This window comes from Amycolatopsis sp. M39 (assembly GCF_001651785.1).
Lineage (GTDB): Bacteria > Actinomycetota > Actinomycetes > Mycobacteriales > Pseudonocardiaceae > Amycolatopsis > Amycolatopsis rubida.
On the sequence record NZ_LWSF01000001.1, the window covers coordinates 429,900 to 446,229 of the forward strand.

At 69.0% G+C, this 16,330-nt stretch carries 16 protein-coding genes; 3 read left to right on the forward strand and 13 right to left on the reverse strand.

The window, feature by feature from the left end:
* Positions 1 to 405: 405 nt before the first annotated feature.
* From A4R44_RS02100 to hppD, 6 genes are all read right to left on the reverse strand, one after another.
* The gene (locus A4R44_RS02100; RefSeq protein ID WP_067575850.1) at positions 406 to 1,332 is read right to left on the reverse strand and encodes an immunity 49 family protein; all 927 of its coding nucleotides are present in this window, start codon (positions 1,330 to 1,332) and stop codon (positions 406 to 408) included.
* Positions 1,329 to 1,886, reverse strand: a complete 558-nt coding sequence (locus tag A4R44_RS02105; RefSeq protein ID WP_067575852.1) for a hypothetical protein — start codon at positions 1,884 to 1,886, stop codon at positions 1,329 to 1,331. Before A4R44_RS02105 ends, A4R44_RS02100 begins: the two co-directional genes overlap by 4 nt.
* Positions 1,886 to 5,980 (reverse strand): hypothetical protein, encoded by a 4,095-nt coding sequence (locus tag A4R44_RS02110; protein WP_067575854.1) that lies wholly within the window; start codon positions 5,978 to 5,980, stop codon positions 1,886 to 1,888. The genes A4R44_RS02105 and A4R44_RS02110 overlap by 1 nt, the downstream gene beginning before the upstream one ends.
* Complete coding sequence (locus A4R44_RS02115) at positions 5,980 to 6,285, reverse strand: type VII secretion target (RefSeq protein ID WP_067575856.1); 306 nt, start codon at positions 6,283 to 6,285, stop codon at positions 5,980 to 5,982. The genes A4R44_RS02110 and A4R44_RS02115 overlap by 1 nt, the downstream gene beginning before the upstream one ends.
* Positions 6,286 to 6,315: 30 nt before the next feature.
* On the reverse strand, positions 6,316 to 6,876 hold the full coding sequence (locus A4R44_RS02120; protein WP_067575859.1) for a YbaB/EbfC family nucleoid-associated protein: 561 nt from the start codon (positions 6,874 to 6,876) through the stop codon (positions 6,316 to 6,318).
* A gap of 200 nt (positions 6,877 to 7,076) precedes the next feature.
* The gene (hppD, locus tag A4R44_RS02125; protein WP_037816724.1) at positions 7,077 to 8,276 is read right to left on the reverse strand and encodes a 4-hydroxyphenylpyruvate dioxygenase; all 1,200 of its coding nucleotides are present in this window, start codon (positions 8,274 to 8,276) and stop codon (positions 7,077 to 7,079) included.
* A gap of 121 nt (positions 8,277 to 8,397) precedes the next feature.
* On the opposite strand from hppD, the gene A4R44_RS02130 reads away from it, so the two are divergent.
* Positions 8,398 to 8,868 (forward strand): Lrp/AsnC family transcriptional regulator, encoded by a 471-nt coding sequence (locus tag A4R44_RS02130; protein WP_009083170.1) that lies wholly within the window; start codon positions 8,398 to 8,400, stop codon positions 8,866 to 8,868.
* On the opposite strand, the gene A4R44_RS02135 is transcribed toward A4R44_RS02130, so the two are convergent.
* From A4R44_RS02135 to A4R44_RS02145, 3 genes are all read right to left on the reverse strand, one after another.
* A complete protein-coding gene (locus A4R44_RS02135) occupies positions 8,852 to 9,655 on the reverse strand; it encodes an MBL fold metallo-hydrolase (protein WP_067575861.1) in 804 nt (267 codons plus the stop codon). The genes A4R44_RS02130 and A4R44_RS02135 overlap by 17 nt on opposite strands.
* Positions 9,656 to 9,752: 97 nt before the next feature.
* Entirely contained in the window at positions 9,753 to 10,253 is a 501-nt protein-coding gene (gene greA / locus A4R44_RS02140; protein WP_037816721.1) for a transcription elongation factor GreA, read from the reverse strand.
* A gap of 187 nt (positions 10,254 to 10,440) precedes the next feature.
* On the reverse strand, positions 10,441 to 10,860 hold the full coding sequence (locus tag A4R44_RS02145; protein WP_232791464.1) for a DUF4307 domain-containing protein: 420 nt from the start codon (positions 10,858 to 10,860) through the stop codon (positions 10,441 to 10,443).
* Between the two features lie 216 nt (positions 10,861 to 11,076).
* Between A4R44_RS02145 and mca the strand changes: the two genes are divergently transcribed.
* Positions 11,077 to 11,991, forward strand: a complete 915-nt coding sequence (mca, locus tag A4R44_RS02150) for a mycothiol conjugate amidase Mca (RefSeq protein WP_067575863.1) — start codon at positions 11,077 to 11,079, stop codon at positions 11,989 to 11,991.
* Entirely contained in the window at positions 11,988 to 12,308 is a 321-nt protein-coding gene (locus A4R44_RS02155; protein WP_067575865.1) for a hypothetical protein, read from the forward strand. The genes mca and A4R44_RS02155 overlap by 4 nt, the downstream gene beginning before the upstream one ends.
* 20 nt (positions 12,309 to 12,328) lie before the next feature.
* Here the strand turns inward: A4R44_RS02155 and A4R44_RS02160 are convergent, their stop codons facing one another.
* From A4R44_RS02160 to A4R44_RS02175, 4 genes are all read right to left on the reverse strand, one after another.
* Entirely contained in the window at positions 12,329 to 13,045 is a 717-nt protein-coding gene (locus tag A4R44_RS02160) for an ESX secretion-associated protein EspG (protein ID WP_067575867.1), read from the reverse strand.
* Between the two features lie 21 nt (positions 13,046 to 13,066).
* Complete coding sequence (locus A4R44_RS02165) at positions 13,067 to 14,263, reverse strand: hypothetical protein (protein ID WP_067575869.1); 1,197 nt, start codon at positions 14,261 to 14,263, stop codon at positions 13,067 to 13,069.
* Positions 14,263 to 14,910, reverse strand: coding sequence for a DUF3558 domain-containing protein (locus tag A4R44_RS02170; RefSeq protein ID WP_095213153.1), 648 nt, complete (start codon positions 14,908 to 14,910; stop codon positions 14,263 to 14,265). Before A4R44_RS02170 ends, A4R44_RS02165 begins: the two co-directional genes overlap by 1 nt.
* Before the next feature lie 204 nt (positions 14,911 to 15,114).
* Positions 15,115 to 15,504: a PE domain-containing protein gene (locus A4R44_RS02175; protein WP_067575871.1), complete on the reverse strand. Its 390-nt coding sequence runs from the start codon at positions 15,502 to 15,504 to the stop codon at positions 15,115 to 15,117.
* Positions 15,505 to 16,330 lie beyond the last annotated feature (826 nt).

Consider the following 16,330-nt stretch of genomic DNA (forward strand, 5'->3'; position numbering starts at 1 on the left):
GCGGCACGAACCGGTCCTCGCGCGGGAAGAACCGCAGCTCGTCCTGGAAACCGATCGGTGGCGGCGGCTGCCGCCACCGCGGTTCGACGTCCGGCTGATAGTCCGCGAACGGCGGCCGTTGCGGGGAGAACACCAAGGTCGCGGTCAGCCAGGTGCCGCGGCCCGGCTGGTACATCCCGGTGCGCAGCACGCCGAACAGGCGCGGCAGCTCCGGATGCGGCTGGACCGGGTAGGTCCGGTTGTCCGGGGCGAGCACGGCGACGTCGACTTCGACGTGTCGTCCCGCGGCGCGGCAGACGACCTGCAGCTGCTGCCAGCCCGCGGGCAGCGCGGCCGCGCCCGCCTGGCCGATCTGCTGGACGAGCTCGTGCTGCTGGGCTGCGGTGAGCGGCACCGGTGGCCGGGTCATGAGTTCAACGGCTCCTCACCGGGCGAACGCTTCATGCCGATCAACGCCTGCCGCGGCGGGAGAATGCCCGCGAGCAGGTTGGCCGGCGTGTAACCGGACTGCACATCGAACGTCATCCCGACCGAACGGGCGAGCACCGCCACCGCCAGCGGGGCCAGCGCGAGGAACCCGTCCGGGTCGGTGGCGCGATCCTCGGCGGTCCAGTACTCGCGGTGCCGCTCCACCGCGGAGACGAACGCCTCGGCGAACTTCTCCGAGTCCCGGCGCAGCACGTAGAAGAACATCCGGATCGGCGGGTACACGAGCTGCAGCATCGCCGCCGGAGGAGTGAACTGCGCGGTGCCGGGATCGGTGCCGTCCATCGCGGGCAGGAACATTTCCGGGGTGACCTCGCGGTGCGCGAGGAACGTTCGCAGCGTCTCGACCCACGGGTACAGGTAGGCGTCGTGCTCGATGCCCGACGCGCGCAGCACGTCGAGCGGCACCGCGGCCAGCTGCTGGATCAGCACATCGTCGCGCTGGATCACGGCGAGCCAGACGGCGGTGAGCCAGGCCGCCGGGTCGGTCCGCGGCGTGGGGCCGGTGGCCGCGAAACGCCGCGGGCGGCCGACCACCGCGTCGACCTCCTGCCCCTCCGGCGCGCACGCCGCGGTGAAGGCGGCCGCCGCGGCCTGCGCGGCGAGACCGAGGTCGCCCCAGGTGTCCGGGTCCTCGGCGTCCGGGTCGACGACGCTGCGGTACTGCGCGAGCATCAGCTCCCGGCGCAGGACGTTCGCCAGCGCGCTGGTGTCCTGCGTGAGGTAGTCGAAGTAGAAGGCCGCCTGCGGCGACAACTTCTCGATCTGCTTCCACGCGACGTCGATGCTGACGGAATGCCGGGCAACGGCAATCCCGTCCTGCTGGTCTGCGAGCGGCACGGTCATCCGCCGACGACGAGGTCCTGCGCCCACGGCGGCAGGAAATCGGACCCGGTCTCGCGCATGATCTCCAGCCGCTCCCGGTAACGCTCGACGTCCGGCGTGATGGCCTTGAACCACGCGCTGACCGAAGGCCAGGCGACGCGCGCGGGCTCGTCTTCGGTGAGCAGCCAGACCTGCGGGTCGTCCTGATCGGCGTCGGCTCCGTCGACCACGTGGTAGGTGTACCCGCCGTGCGCGGCCAGTACCAGTGCGCCGTCCACATCGGACAGTTCGGCGTTCTGCGCGTTCGCGGTGGCGGCGGCGTGGTTCTTGGCCTCGCCGCGCACCGCGTCCACGCCGAGCGAACTGCCCGGCAGCCACAGTCCGTGCGTCGTGCCGATGAGGCGCAGCACTTCCCTGGCCGCGGCGGGCACCGCCCGGGCGCGCTGGTCTTCCGCCATCGCGTCGATCTCGGCATCGGATGCTCCGCGCACCGATTCCGCGCGCAAACCGGCTTCGACCGCACCGGCGAAGATCGCGCGAACCAGTTCCGCGCCGTCGCCCGGAGACGCCGTCATCACATCAACCTTTCACCGGCGAGGTTGACGACCTCGACCCGGACATTCGGGAAAAGCTGCTTGTACTGAAGGATAACATCGGTACAGGAGTCGCAGATCTGGTACTCGTTCGGAATCATGTCCCGCTTGGTCGAGGGCAGGTCCACGACCATCCGCAGGTCGCCGCTCATGTCTTCGCGCGTGACCGGCGTATAGGTCTGCCCGTTCTGGTGCGCGCGTTCCGCACCGCGCCGGTTGATTTCTTCGAGGGCACCGTCCATTCGGTCCCGGGCCCGCGCCGTGTCGCCGCGAAGTCCTTCGCGGTACATGTTTTCGTGGTTGCTCTTGAGGTATGCCGCTTCCTCGCGCCGGGATTTCTCGATTTGCTTCTTGACGATGTCGTCGATCTCGCTGCGGTCGAGTCCGGAACGGGCGGCGAAATTGTGCCGCACCATTTCTTCGAGCAGCTTCGGTTCCGAGTCGTGGGTGCGGCCGAACTTGCCGTCGGGATCCGGCATGCCGAGTTCGGGCCGGTACGGACCGGCGTCCTTGGTGCCGAACAGCCGCTCGGACTTGGGCCACTCGGGACCGTCCTTCGCCGGCGCCCAGTCGTGGGACTTCCCGCTGAAGCTGTAGAGATCGACAGCGTCGCCGTTCGCGTCGCGGTACCTCGCCGTGGTGAGGGCTCGTTCGTGCGGGCGGCGCACGTCGTCGGTGAGCGGGTTGCGGTTGCCGTTCAGGTCTCGCACGTGGTCGAGACCCTCAGCACGGCGGTCGCGGTTCTCCTGCCGGAGATCACGTACGTCCTGGTCCCGCTGTTCCTGGTTGAACGGCGGCTGTCCGCGATCGACTGCGCTGTCGGCGTCGATGTCGTCCGGGTCGTGGTGCTTGCCGTCCGGGGCGAAACCGTCGTCGCCGACGTGGTGTGACGTGCCGTCCGGGCGGTGCACCGACCATTCGCCGTCCGGCGGGATCCGCGGCCGCATCCGTCCGTCCGGGCCGATTTCGTAGTCGGAGGAGAAGACGCGGCCGTGGGAATCGGTCCACGCCGGCTTGCTCGGGGCCATCACCTCGGTGTCGAGGTCGCGTGACAGCCGGTGCGCGAAATCGTTCGACCCCGCGTCGCAGCCGATCAGCCGGATCGGCCTGCCGTCGTAGTTTCCGTTGCGCCGCAGGATGTCCGCGAACTCTTCCGGCGTGTAGAGCCGGTCGCCGATGCGGGCGTGACCGTCCGCCGTGACGTGCACGTCCACCGTGTAGCGCCCGTCCGGGTCCGGCTGGACGCGGTGCGGCAGGTCGCCGAGCTCCGGGTCGCCGCGGTGGTACGAGCTGCCCGCCGGGGTGTCCTCGGCGTGCCGGTGGTTGACCTGGTCCGGCGACAGCGGCTGGTCGTGGTGCGGCGGAGTGCCGTCGTGGTCGGGGTTGTCGTGGTGGTTCGGCCCGTCCGGATCGTGATGCTTCGGGTCCTGGTGTTCCGGTTTGGGCTCCGGGCCGGCGTGGTCCGGCTTGCGCTCGGGCAAGTCGCGATCCGGTTTGTGGCCGGGCTTGTCGTTGCCCGGCTTGCCGTTCGCGTCGTCGTGCTGCCCGGGCTTCTGGTCCGGGGCGGTGTGCTCGGGCTTGCCGCCGTCCTTCGGCTTCCCCGGCTCGTCGGCGTTCGGTTTGCCGTTCTGCGCCGGGGATTCTTTCCCGGTCCGTTGTGGACTGCTGGCTTCGCCGGGTTTGGCGGGCGGCGCGTCAGTACGAGCGCCGCCGCGTGCGACGGGTTCGGGGGAGCCGTCGGGACGCCGCACGCCGCCTGCCTCCGGACCGCGCTGGGCGCCACCGGGACCGCTCGCGACAGCTGCCGCGGCCGGGGGTGCGGAACCGTCGCCGGACCCGCGGTTCGCCGAGGCAGGCGATCCGCCACCGGACGCCGGCGCGGGCTCCGAACGGCCGAGACCCGGTTCCGTACCAGGCCGTTTGGGCTGTCCGACGTCGCCGCCGTCGCCGGGACGCTGCGGACCGCTGCTCGATGAATCCGCCGGACGCTGCGGCGAAGACCCGCCGCCACCGGTGGAATCGCCAGTGCGCGGCTGCGTCGAACCGCCGTCCGAAGGCCGACCGGGCCCGCCGTCGCCAGTGCGCGGCGGGGTCGAGCCGCCGTCTGAGGGCCGCTGCGAACCGGGCCCGCTGTCGCCAGTGCGCGGCGGGGTCGAGCCGCCGTCCGAGGGCCGCTGCGAACCGGGCCCACCGTCGCCAGTGCGCGGCGGCGGGGCCGAGGAACCGCCGTCGCCAGTGCGCTGCGGTGGGGCCGAGGGACCGCCGTCGCTGGGCCGCTGCGGCCCAGGCCCGGGACGATCTGGAGCGCGACTCGGCCCGCCACTGTCCGCCGGGCTCGGGCCGCCGCTTGGTCGCCGACCGGAAGGACCGCTGTCCGGAACCCGGTTTGGTGCCACGTCGGGAGCCCGCGATCCCGGCGTCCCGGTCCAGCCGCTGCCGCTGGGCCGAGGTGCCGGGCCGCCGCCGCCAGCCGGGGTGCCGCTCGGACTGCCGCCACCCTGATGAGGCATTCCGCCGCCCGCCGGACCCTGGTTCGGTGCCGAACCGCCGTCGTTCGAGCGGATGTGCTGCGGGGGAGCGGATTGCGGCGAGGGAGCGTCCGCACGAGGCGGGGCGTACCCGCTCGCGGACGTCGAATCGTTGCTGCTCGAATGATGCGGGCTCGGCTCGTTGCCACCGGAATGCGTCCCGCCGCCCGACGACGAGTGCGGGGCCCCGCTGGAGTGCGGAGAACTGGGCGGCGCGCTGACCGAGGACGGGCCATCGCTGTGCGAAGAGCTTTGCGGGGAGTAAGAACTGTCCGAGGAACTGCTTCCGCCACGGGACGTCGGGCTCGGATCACCGGCGAACGTCGACGGGCTGGAGTCGGTGTGGCTCCCGCCGGGGCTTTCGGAACCGCGCCGAGACGACGACGTCGAAGTGTCGATTGTGGACGGTCCGGTGCCGTCCGGCGACGAGGAATGCGAGCCGCCGGACGACGGGCTGTCGCTGCTCGGACTGTCGGATCCGTTGTGGCTGCTGGAATCGCCCGAGTGGTCGCCGGGTGTGTCGGAACCGTCCGAACTGTTGTGACTGCCGTTCGGCCCGTCTCCGTCAGCACTGTCCGACCCGTTGGAGCGACGCGAACCGGACGGCGAGCCGGGATCCGCGTCTCCGTCGCCGGATCCGCCGTGGTGACCGCCGCCGGCTCCGCCCGCGCCGCCGCCGGAGCCGCCGTGGTGGAAGAAGCCGCCCGCCTTGATGTTCTTCGTGCTGATCACGTCGAGGCCGGTGACCTTGCCGGCCAGCTTGCCCAGCACCTTGATGATCTTCGTGAAAACCTCGGCGAGCTTGCCGAGCAGCGGCGAGACCCGGCGCATCGTCTCGCACAGCTTCGTCAGCAGCTCGCTGATCTTCTCGCCCCACTTGGAGATCGCCGTGACGGCCTGCGCGACCACCAGCGGCGTCCCGAATCCGAGCGAGAACACCTCCTCCATGACCCAGGAGATCAGCTTGCCCACCAGGTCCGCGATGAGCTGCCGCACCAGACCGCGCACGAACGCGACGACCTGGCCCATGATCATCGTGACGGTGCCGATCGCGCTCGCGACCGTCGCCGCGCCGCCGATCGCCTCGGCCGCCTCCGCCGCGGACTTCCGGTAGGCGTCGGCGCCGTCGCCCTTCCACTCCGCGGTGCCGGTCTTGACCGCGGTTTCCAGGTCTTTCTGCCGTTCCTGCAACGCTTTCGCGACATTGCCCCAGGTGTCGGCATAGGACTGGATCACCGGCGGGTTGCCCGCGACCGAGTCCAGCATGTCCTTCAGCGGCTGCACGTGCTCCATCAGGAACGACGCCACCGACGACATCAGGTAGCCGAACGGGTCGATCGCCGCGCCCGCGATCTCGCCGGCGAGGCTCGCGACGCCGAGGCCGCCGGAAACCCAGTCGCCGTCCGCGATCCCCTTGAACGCGTCGGTCGCCGACTCGGCGATGTTGATGCCGGTGGCGTACCCGTAATCGCCGTTGCCCTCGGTGAACGGCCCCGGCCCGTCGCCGTCCTTTTTGGACTCCGCGACCAGCGGATTTCCTTCGGGCATCAGTCGCTCGCCTTCATCGAATCGGCGGCTTCGCCTTCGTAGCTGTCGTACGCCTTCGCCGCGTCGCGCACCTTCTGCGCCTGCGCGTCCATCGCGGTGACGGTGTTCTCCAGCGCGTTGATCCCGTAGTTCTCGACCGGGTCGAGCATCATCCGGAACGGCTGGCAGAGAATGCCGTACGCGTCGGTCGGCATGCTGACCTGGTTCGCGGCGTCGACAGCCTGCTTGAGCCCATCGGCGATCCCGTCGAGCTGACGGGCGTGCGCCTCGAGATCGCCGCCGATCTCATAACCCCTGGGTGCCATGGTTTTTCTTCCCCCTGGAACGGCTTGGAATCAGTGCAGGATCGATCCGCCGAAGTCGTCGTCATCGTCCGACGAGCTCCGGCGGCGGCGTTGCTGCTGAGGCGGTGGCGGGGCGGGCGGGCCTGCCGGACGCGCCGGCGGCGCTGTGGGGGCTCCGGTTTCTTCGGCGTCCTCCGGCAGGAACCGGCGCACCCGGTCGGACGCGGACTCGGCCGGTTCCTCGGCAGGAGGCGCGGGAAACGTCCGCTGCGCGTCGGCCACCAGCGTTTCCGTGGTCTCGTCGCCGCCGACGGTCTCGGCCGCGGCCTGCTGCAACAGCTCGGGAATCCGGGCCTGTGCGCGCTGCACGAGCCGCATCACCTCGGCGGAGACGTCGGCCATCTTCTTGCCTGCCGCGGAGTCCGCGAGCACCAGGTTCTTCAGCAGTCCCTTGGCGTCCACGGTGACCTCGACCGAACCGTCCTTCGACCGCTCGGTGACCGTTTGGCCCTGCATGCGCTCGGCCATCGCCTGGTAGCGGGCAGCGGTCTGCTGGAGCTGCTTGGTCCAGCCCTCGATCATCTGCTCGCTGGCGTCGACACTGTCCGGCATCGGGCCCCTTTCTCCGCGGTGGCTTCTCCAGAATGACGGACGCGCGACCCCGTCGGTTCCGCGCGGTTCCGAATTGTCCGCGCGGCGCGGTTTCCTACTCGATGTCGACTACTGTACGCGAACTTCTGGTTGCACGCCGTAAAATAAACCGGCCCGCCCGCGAGGTTCGCGGACGGGCCGGGGAAAGGGGAGGGATCGGGTCAGAGGTTGCCGCGGCGCTCCTGCTCCCGCTCGATGGCCTCGAACAGGGCCTTGAAGTTGCCCTTGCCGAAGCCGAGCGAACCGTGCCGCTCGATGAGCTCGTAGAACACGGTGGGCCGGTCGCCGATCGGCTTGGTGAAGACCTGCAGCAGGTAGCCGTCCTCGTCGCGGTCGACCAGGATCCGGTGCTCCTTCAGCGTTTCGATCGGCACGCGCACCTTGCCGATCCGGGCGCGCAGCTCGGGGTCGTCGTAGTACGAGTCCGGGGTGTCGAGGAACTCGACGCCCGCCTCGCGCATCGCGGTGATGGTGGCGATGATGTCGTTGGTGGCCAGCGCGATGTGCTGGCAGCCCGCGCCCTCGTAGAACTCGAGGTACTCGTCGATCTGCGACTTCTTCTTCGCGATCGCGGGCTCGTTGAGCGGGAACTTGACCCGGTGGTTGCCGTTCGACACCACCTTGCTCATCAGCGCCGAGTAGTCGGTGGCGATGTCGTCGCCGACGAACTCCGCCATGTTCACGAAGCCCATGACGCGGTGGTACCAGTCGACCCAGTAGTCCATCTTGCCGAGTTCGACGTTGCCGACGCAGTGGTCGACCGCCTGGAACAGCCGCTTCGGCGCGCCCTCGGGCCGCTTGACGGTGCCCTCGCGCGGCTCGTAGCCGGGCAGGTAGACGCCGTTGTAGCGGGACCGGTCGATGAGCGTGTGCCGGGTCTCGCCGTAGGTCGCGATGGCCGCGCGGCGGATCGTGCCGTGCTCGTCGGAGACGTCGTGCGGCTCCTCGAGGATCGTCGCGCCCTCCTTGCGGGCGTGCTCGATGCACTTGTCGACGTCGGTGGTCTCCAGCGCGAGGTCGATCACGCCGTCGCCGTGGCGGCGGTGGTGGTCGAGCAGCGGGGAGTCCGGCTTCACGCCGCCGGTGATCACGAAGCGCCCGGAACCGGACTTGAGCACGAAGGCCTTGTGGTCGAGCTGTCCGGTTTCGGGGCCGGAGTACGCGACCAGCTGCATGCCGAACGCGACCTGGTAGAACCACGCGGTCTGGGTCGCGTTGCCCGCGATGAACACCACCGCGTCGAGGGCCTTGACCGGGAACGGGTCGGTCGAGGCGTCGTGGTCCACCAGTCCGACGAGCTGGCGGAGCTGGTCGTAGCTGACGTCGTCGAGTGCGCCGTGCGGATCCATCGTGGAGGTCATGCACTGAGCATGAGTTGCGCCCGGCAAGCTGCGCAACGGTTTCCGTTTCGGATGGACAATATGTTCAGCTTATCCTGGAGAAGCTCGGTCATCTTGGACAACCTGCGCAGGGAGAAAACCGGTGCTTGACTCGCTCGACGCGCGACTGCTGCTGTTGCTCACCGACTCGCCCCGCCTCGGCGTGCTCGAATGTGCGCGCCGGCTCGGCGTCGCGCGCGGCACCGTGCAGGCCCGGCTCGACCGGCTCACCGAACGCGGCATCCTCGGCGGCTTCCCGCCCGAACTCGATCTGGCCGCGATGGGGTACAGCCTCACCGCCTTCGCCGTGCTGGAAATCGCGCAGGGCAAACGCGCCGGTGTCGCGGAGGCACTGGCTGCGATCGACGAAGTGTGCGAAGTGCACGCCACCACCGGGCAAGGCGACCTCTTCGTACGCCTTGTCGCGCGCGACAACGATGATCTGCAACGCGTCATCGACGAAGTGGTTGGCGTGCCGGATGTCTTGCGTACGTCGACTTCGATCGCGTTGTCGACACCAGTGCCGCCGCGAGTGCGGCCGTTGCTCGAACGAACGGCTAGGACACGTACGTGAGATAGCGCTTCGCGGAGCGCTGTACGACGTTATGGCCGTCTGTACGCACGATGGCGTCCCACCAAGCGCCGTAGATGGCGTCAAACGCGTACGGCTCCAACAGTTCCGCGGCGTGCCGTACGACGCTCGGCCGCTCCGGGATGAGGTTCGGGTAGCTGTACATGAAACCGACGTGCGTGCGGTCCGGGACCACCTGCACGATGTCGCCGGTCAGCAGTGCGCCGCGACCTTCCTCGCCGTCCGGCCAGTGCAGGACAGTGCCACCGGCGAAGTGCACGCCGAGGTTGATCAGCTGGAGATCCGGCGAGACGTCGAGCGTCGTGCCGGTCCAGAGCTGGATCGACGGGTCCGGACGGCCGATCCACTGCTGGTCGTTCTCGTGCAGGTAGACCGGGACGTCGAAGGCGTGCGCCCACTCGGCCATCGTCGTGTAGTAGTGCGGATGGCTGATCGCGATGCCGGTGATGCCGCCGAGTTCGGTGATCTTGCCGATCAGCACGTCGTCAAGGTAGGCGGAGCAGTCCCAGAGGAAGTTGCCGCTCGCCGCGCGGACCAGCAGCGCGCGCTGGCCGATCGCGAACCTCGGGTCCGAGCCGACGCCGACGAGGCCCGGACCCTGCTCCTCGACCCGTGGCTTGAGGTTGCCCGCTGAGCGGAGCGTGGCCAGGTCGGTCCACTTCTGCCCGCCCGGCGGCACGTATTGGCGCTCGTCCTCGCAGATCGGGCAGTCCGCGCGCGGGGCGGCGTACTGCATGCCGCAGGTCAGGCAGAGCGGCTGGGTGCTCATCGGTGTCCTCCAGTGGTTTTGCTGAAAGACACGCTAGACCGCCGAACGCGCGCCGGGCCACGGAAAACCGGGCGGGCGCGCGTTCGGCGGAAACGAGTCAGGACTCGCTGTAGGGCACCGCCTTGACCAGGGTGACCTTCATGGTCTTGCCGTTGGGCAGCTCGTACTCGCGGGACTCGCCTTCCTTGGCACCGAGCAGCGCCTTGCCGAGCGGCGACTCGGGGGAGTACACGTCGAGCGCGCCCTCCGCGCCCTCTTCACGGGTGGCGAGCAGGAACTTCTCCTCCTCGTCGTCCCCGTCGTACTTGACGGTGAGCACCTTGCCGGGGCCTGCCGTGCCGTCGTCGTCCGGAGCCTCGCCGACCTTCGCGTTGCGCAGCAGCTCCTGCAGATGCCGGATCCGGGCTTCGGCCTGGCCCTGCTCTTCGCGGGCCGCGTGGTAGCCGCCGTTCTCCTTGAGGTCGCCCTCTTCACGGCTGTCGTTGATGCGGGCGGCGATGACCGGACGATTCTCGATCATTTCGTCGAGCTCGTGCTTGAGCCTGTCGTAGGCATCCTGAGTCAGCCAGGTCACCTTGGTGTCGCTCACGGTCACCATCTCCTCGTAGGGCCTGCCAGGCTTGGGTGTACAAGCCGGCCACCGCGTACGCACGCGGTTGAGATAAAGGAAAAACACGGCCCGTCGGGGGCCGTGCTGGTGTACGAGCGTATCACGGCAGGACAGGTCGACGCCGGTCCATTTCACGCCGCGCGGACGCTCGCCGCGCATTTCACTCCGTTGGCCGCTACGGGCTTGACAGATAGCGTGGTATGGAATACGAGCAGCCGAACACGTCGGCGGTCACCGGGGTCCCGATGCTCTTCACCACTGTGTTCACCCTGCTGTGGCCGGCCCCGGCGGGAACCAGCACCTCCCGGCGGCCGCTTTCCGCGCCGGACTTGTCGCGCACCCGGACGACGCACACGCCGGGCTTGCTGTCATCGTCCCGAGTGACGTTGAGCGTGACCTGCATCGCGTCGCCCGGCCGTTGCTCGAAGCCGATGCGCTCCGCCTCGATCGGGGTCTGGCCGAGGTTGAGGTAGTAGACGAAGCCGACCGCACCGCTCACGACCAGCGCGACGGCCACGAAAAGCCACCTCCGCCAGCGCTTCGACGGTTTGCCCTTGCCCGCGGTGCCGTACCGGTCCGCGGGCCGCGCCGGCACGGCGCCACCCTCGGCGGTCACGGTCTCCCCGCTCTGCAAATCCGGGCCTCCGGTCACACTTGTCGTACCCCTGGGGACAATAGGCAGTGCGGCCGGTCCGGGGCACCACCCTGGTCGAGTATCCGCGACCCGTTCCCGCGGCGCGGAGCCGGGGCGGTTTACCGCGGCGCAACCAGATGTCACGGAATAACAGGACAGGAAAGGGCCGTTCGGACCATGGTGGGAGCCGACGAGCTGACAACAGAAGACCGCAAGCAGCGACTGCGCCTGATGGCGGTGCACGCCCATCCCGACGACGAGTCGAGCAAGGGCGCCGCCACGATGGCCAAATACGTCGCCGACGGGCACGAGGTCATGGTCGTGACCTGCACCGGAGGTGAGGCGGGCAGCATTCTCAACCCGGCCATGGACCGGCCGGACGTGCTGGCGAACATGACCGAGGTCCGCCGCGAGGAGATGGCGCGCGCGGCGAAGATCCTCGGCGTGAGCCACCGCTGGCTGGGATTCATCGACTCCGGGCTGCCCGAGGGCGACCCGCTTCCGCCGGTGCCGGAGGGCTCGTTCGCGGTGATCCCGCTGGAGGAGTCCACCGAGGCGCTGGTGCGCGTGATCCGCGAGTTCCGTCCGCACGTCATCACGACCTACGACGAGAACGGCGGGTACCCGCACCCGGACCACATCCGCACGCACGAGGTGTCGATGGCGGCCTTCGACGCGGCGGGCGACCCGGAGCGGTTCCCGCGGGCGGGCGAGCCGTGGCAGCCGCTCAAGCTGTACTACACGCACGGGTTCTCCAAGGCCAGGATGGTGGCGTTCGACGCCGCGCTCAAGGAGGCCGGGCTGGAGTCTCCGTACGAGGAGTGGCTCAAGTCCTGGGACCCGAACCGCGCCGACATCATGGAGCGGGTGACGACCCGGATCGAGTGCGGGGAATACTTCGAGGTGCGCGACGAGGCGCTGAAGGCGCACGCCACGCAGATCGACCCGACCAGCCGCTGGTTCGCCGTTCCGCTGGAGATCCAGCGCGAGGTGTGGCCCACTGAGGAGTACGAGCTGAACCGCTCCCTGGTGGACAGCACGCTGCCGGAGGACGATCTGTTCGCAGGCATCAAGGAGAAGGTGAGCCCATGAGTTTCGGTGTGCCGGCCGTCGCGGTCGTCCCGCTCACCGCGTCGGCGCTGGTGCTGGCCCAGCAGCCGGACAGCGGCGACAACGGCGGCCAGGGCGAGGACTTCGGCAAGTCCTCGCCGGTCGGCCTGCTGGTGCTGATCCTGTTCCTGATCGCGGTCGTCTTCCTGGTCCGGTCGATGAGCAAGCACCTGAAGAAGGTGCCGCAGAGCTTCGACAAGGAAGCGGCTGAGGCTGAGCCCGCCGCCGAGGCCGAGCCGGAACCGGCGCCGGCCGCGGAGAAGGAACCGGACGCGGCGGCGGCCAAGAAGAGCGACTGACCTCCGGCGACGGGCCGGAGCTAGCCGTCCAGCCCGTCGCGGAGGGCCGCGATCTTGTCCGTGAGCAGGCGGTCCTCGCCGGGCAGCACGGTGATGTACCGGTTCCCCTCGCCTCCGGAAACCTCGAACGCTACGCGGCCGTCGGTGAGGTCGAGGTAGCTCAGCGGTCCGGCTTCCGTGCGTCCCGGCCGAGCCGGTTCGNCGAGGACGGTCACCTCGCCGACGCCGAACCAGCTCTGCTGCAACAGGGCGTCGACCGCGCGGGCGGCCGGGCCGCGGTCGTCGGAGTGGTCCGCCTGGAAGTCCTCCTGGGACAGGGAGAACGCGCTCAGCTGGGCCGGCCGGTACCGCGGCAAGCTCGCGACCAGCGCACCGGCCGGGGTACGGGTCCCGTCGAGCACCTTCAGCCGCACCCGGTCGCCGGAACACAACGCCTTGACGCCGGTCCTCCCCCGGACGGCGACCAGCACGCTGTAGCGGATGTCCTGATTCTCGACGTGGGCGACGTACTCGGTGTCGGCGCGGCCCAGCGCATAGAGGATGTCCTCGAACTCGTCGACGAACCGTCCGTGGTCGAGCAGGCCCAGCCAGGCCAGTTCCTCCCGGACTGCTTCGTCGAGCCGCTGGTCGCCGGGCGTGAACCGGAGCCGTCCCGAGAACACCGGATGCGGCTCGGCGAACCCGGCTTCCCGGAGCGCGCCGAGGAGGGTGTTGAGGGACAGCTCGGTCGCGCGCACCGCTGATTCCTCCCCGACGGCCTAGCGGGCCGGCCGGTCCCCGATCACTGGCGGCGTCGGTTCGCCGTCGCTCCCGCCGAACACTTCCGGATCGGTCTCCCGGAGATAGGGCGGGGCGGTTTTCTCCTTGTCCTTTTCCTTGCTTTTGCCAGGCGTTCCGCTGCCGAGCATGCCGCCGGGTTTCCCTGTGGTGCCTGGGGTCCCGCGAGCGGGCAGCGGTTCGCCGGGGAGGACGGCGCCGCCCCGGTTTCCCGCGCCGATATTGCCGCGTGCGCCTGGCTCGCTGCCGACCTTGCCGGGGAATCCGGTGCCGTGGTAATCGATGCCTGTTCTGGGATCGCTGGAACCAGGGGAACCGGTGGGATTGATCGGCTGGCCCGACGGCCCGAATTGATAACCGGGCGGCAAGCCGGATTCGGATGAACTGGCCCGAGTCGAATCCGGTTGCGGCGCGGTTGCGTCGGGAGGCGTGGATGAAGAACCACCGCCAGTCGCGCTGTGTTCGCGGCCTTGAGTCCGCGGGGCTGGTTCGTAGCTGATCGGCTCACGCGGTCCCGGCACCGGGACGCTCGGTGCCGGGACGGAGCTTTCTGTGCCGGGCCTCGGCTCGCGTACGCCCGGGCCGTGGCTGGCGGCCGCTTTGCCGCCCGGCTCCCTGGTATTCGTGGCCGGGTGCGGTCGCGGTCCGCCGGCGAGGCGGACAGACGCGCCGAGGTAGCTCTGCTCGGTGTAGCGCGCCGGAATCCGATCGGTGTTCATGCTCGTGGCCGACTGATAGCTGGTGTAGGCGTCCACGTTGTGCTGGACATCGGCCTGCCATTGGTCGAGTTTGCCGAAGTACCCTGGTTTCCCGCTGAGTGCGTCGTAAACGTCCTGTGCGGTGATTTCCGGTCGGTTGCCGACCGGCTTCACCGCGTTCTTGATGGTCTGCAAGGCCGCTATCTGACTTTCCGCGGCGCTTTGGGTGAATGCCAGATTCGTGCTGATTTCAGCGGAGACGGCCAACAGTCTACTCGCCGAACTCGCGGCTGCCTCGGCGGAAACGCCTTGCCAACAGGCCCGCACTCTCTCCGCGAGGCTGGCGACTTCGTTGGTGCGATCCAGCAGCCGCTGAGTGAGTTCCGCCGCGGCTTGGTGGGTTTTGCCCAGTGATTCGAGTCCCTGTCCGCCAGAGAACTCGTGGTAGATCTCCGCGGCACTCAATGACTCACCGGTCATCATCGCCCTCCCCGCAGGTTCCCGAGTACTGTCTCCGCCACGCTCCGTGCCGCTTCGCACGGATCCCTCTCTCCCTTGTGCGCTGGTGATTGAGTGATCGAGACGTCAACGGTTTCCCGGTCGCTGGTTCCCAGCGCGACAGTGCATTCGCCGAAACGTGCCCGGGGATCGTCCGTGCCGTAGGCGACGACGGGGTATCCGGCGACCGGGTCGAGGGGCAGGAAGAAAGGGTAGACGCCGCCCTTGGCGCGGTAGATCGACGTGAGGCCCAGCTTGTCCACGGTAGGGAATACGATCACGACCTGTGCCTGGGAGAACCATCCGCAAGCCGGCCCGCCAGGGCCGTGCGGGTCCGGCTCGGCCCGGACATTGCCGCCGAGGAGGTCGGATACCTGCCCTGAAGCCAAGGCGTCGCACGGATTCTGCCTGAACCGGGAGACGTCGAGGGGGTTTGCCACCTTCGGCACGCCAGGGCCGGGGACGTCCTCGGCCGGTGTGCTGCGCGCCGCGTGGTCCGGCCGGGACGCGGCCTGGTCGGCGCCGGAGCAGCCGGCGACGACGACGCAGGCGAGCACGAGGACGGCGGCCGTCGAGGGGAAGCGGGATGCGGCCGCAGCGCGCTCGGTGCCGGGCGGGGGCAGGTGCATCGGGGTCGCCTTTTCGTGGTTCGGTCNGGGAGACGTCGAGGGGGTTTGCCACCTTCGGCACGCCAGGGCCGGGAACCTGATCGGCCGGGGTATCGTCCGGCACCGGCTGGCTGGTGCGCCCGGCCGGAGAGGCTTGGCCAGTGGTAGTGCTCGAACAGCCGGCCAGGGTGCACAGGACGCACGCGATGAGCGCGAGGGCGGGTCTCACAGGCTTCTCCCGGCTTTGTCGATATCGGCCGAGTGCGCGTCTTCAGCGGCCGCGTATTTTTCGAGCGCGGCACGGTATTTGGCGGCCTGTTCCCGGCAGTACTGCTCGCACTGCCGCAGAGATCCCTGGAGGGATTCCCCGGAACGTTGGAACGCGGTCGCGTTGCCGGCGCTGGAAAAATCGCTGGCGAATTGCGGTGTTCGCGTGATGATGAGTGCGTGCTGCTGATCGATGCGGTATTTCTTGCCGAGACCCTCGTACCACGTGGCGAGTTCCTGGAGTGCCCCTTTGTCGTATGAGTAGCCGTCGCCCGGCGACGGCGTCTCGAACGAGGTCTCGCCCTGCCTCCGGGCTGGAGGCAGGTGGGGCTGCTGATTGTCGGTCACGATGTACGCCTCCCCTTGCGTAGATCGTCCCGGGTCCGCTGGGCCCAGACTCTTGGTCACCCTCTGGCACCGGATGGTTACTTTAGTCGCCGCGATTGAGCCTGTCTGCATTTGCGAACTGCAACTCGCAGCGGAGTTCGAGTTTTATGTACGTGAGCTGGGCGGCTGTCTTGCGGTCAACAACAAGCATCACCCGAATGTCCTAGGCCGCAGACGGCCAGGGGGCCGGATTAGCGCCGTTCGGCCAGTTGCCCGTCGTAAAGACTCTCCGGCATCAGACGATTGCCCGGCGACCCCGATGTCGCCGGTCCGATGCCCGACGGCGGCTTGCCCTGCGTTTCAGCGCAACTCAGCACCCAGTTGTGCGCGGTAGGAGGATTCTCCATGAGGTACGAGCTGCCCATCCACTGCCCGTCGGACAGCTGGAGATGCCTGACAGCGGGCTAGCGTCCCGCTGGCCAGCGCTGGTGCGGTCCGGCGTCGAGAATCCGGGAGCCGGTGTTGGTCGCGGTGCAGCGGCTGGCCACGTGAGGACCGGGCACCCTGGCCTGCGTGGCCCAAGCGTGCACATTGCTGCCGGTGACAACGCATTGCCGAACCGGGGTCTCCTGGCCGCTGATTGTGTAGTCGGCGTCCGCGGGCACCGGCTGGCTGCTGCGCGTATTCCGGCGCGAACTGCGGGGTCCGGTGCCGGAAGTGGACTTGCATGTTCAGTGCGTGCGCGAGCTCCAGTCGTCCGGCAGCGGGAACGCGGCGGCGTAGGACTGAAGGAAGACGGCTCAGTCTTCCAGGACCCAGCGAAGATGTGCTCGTCCAGCTTGCCGAA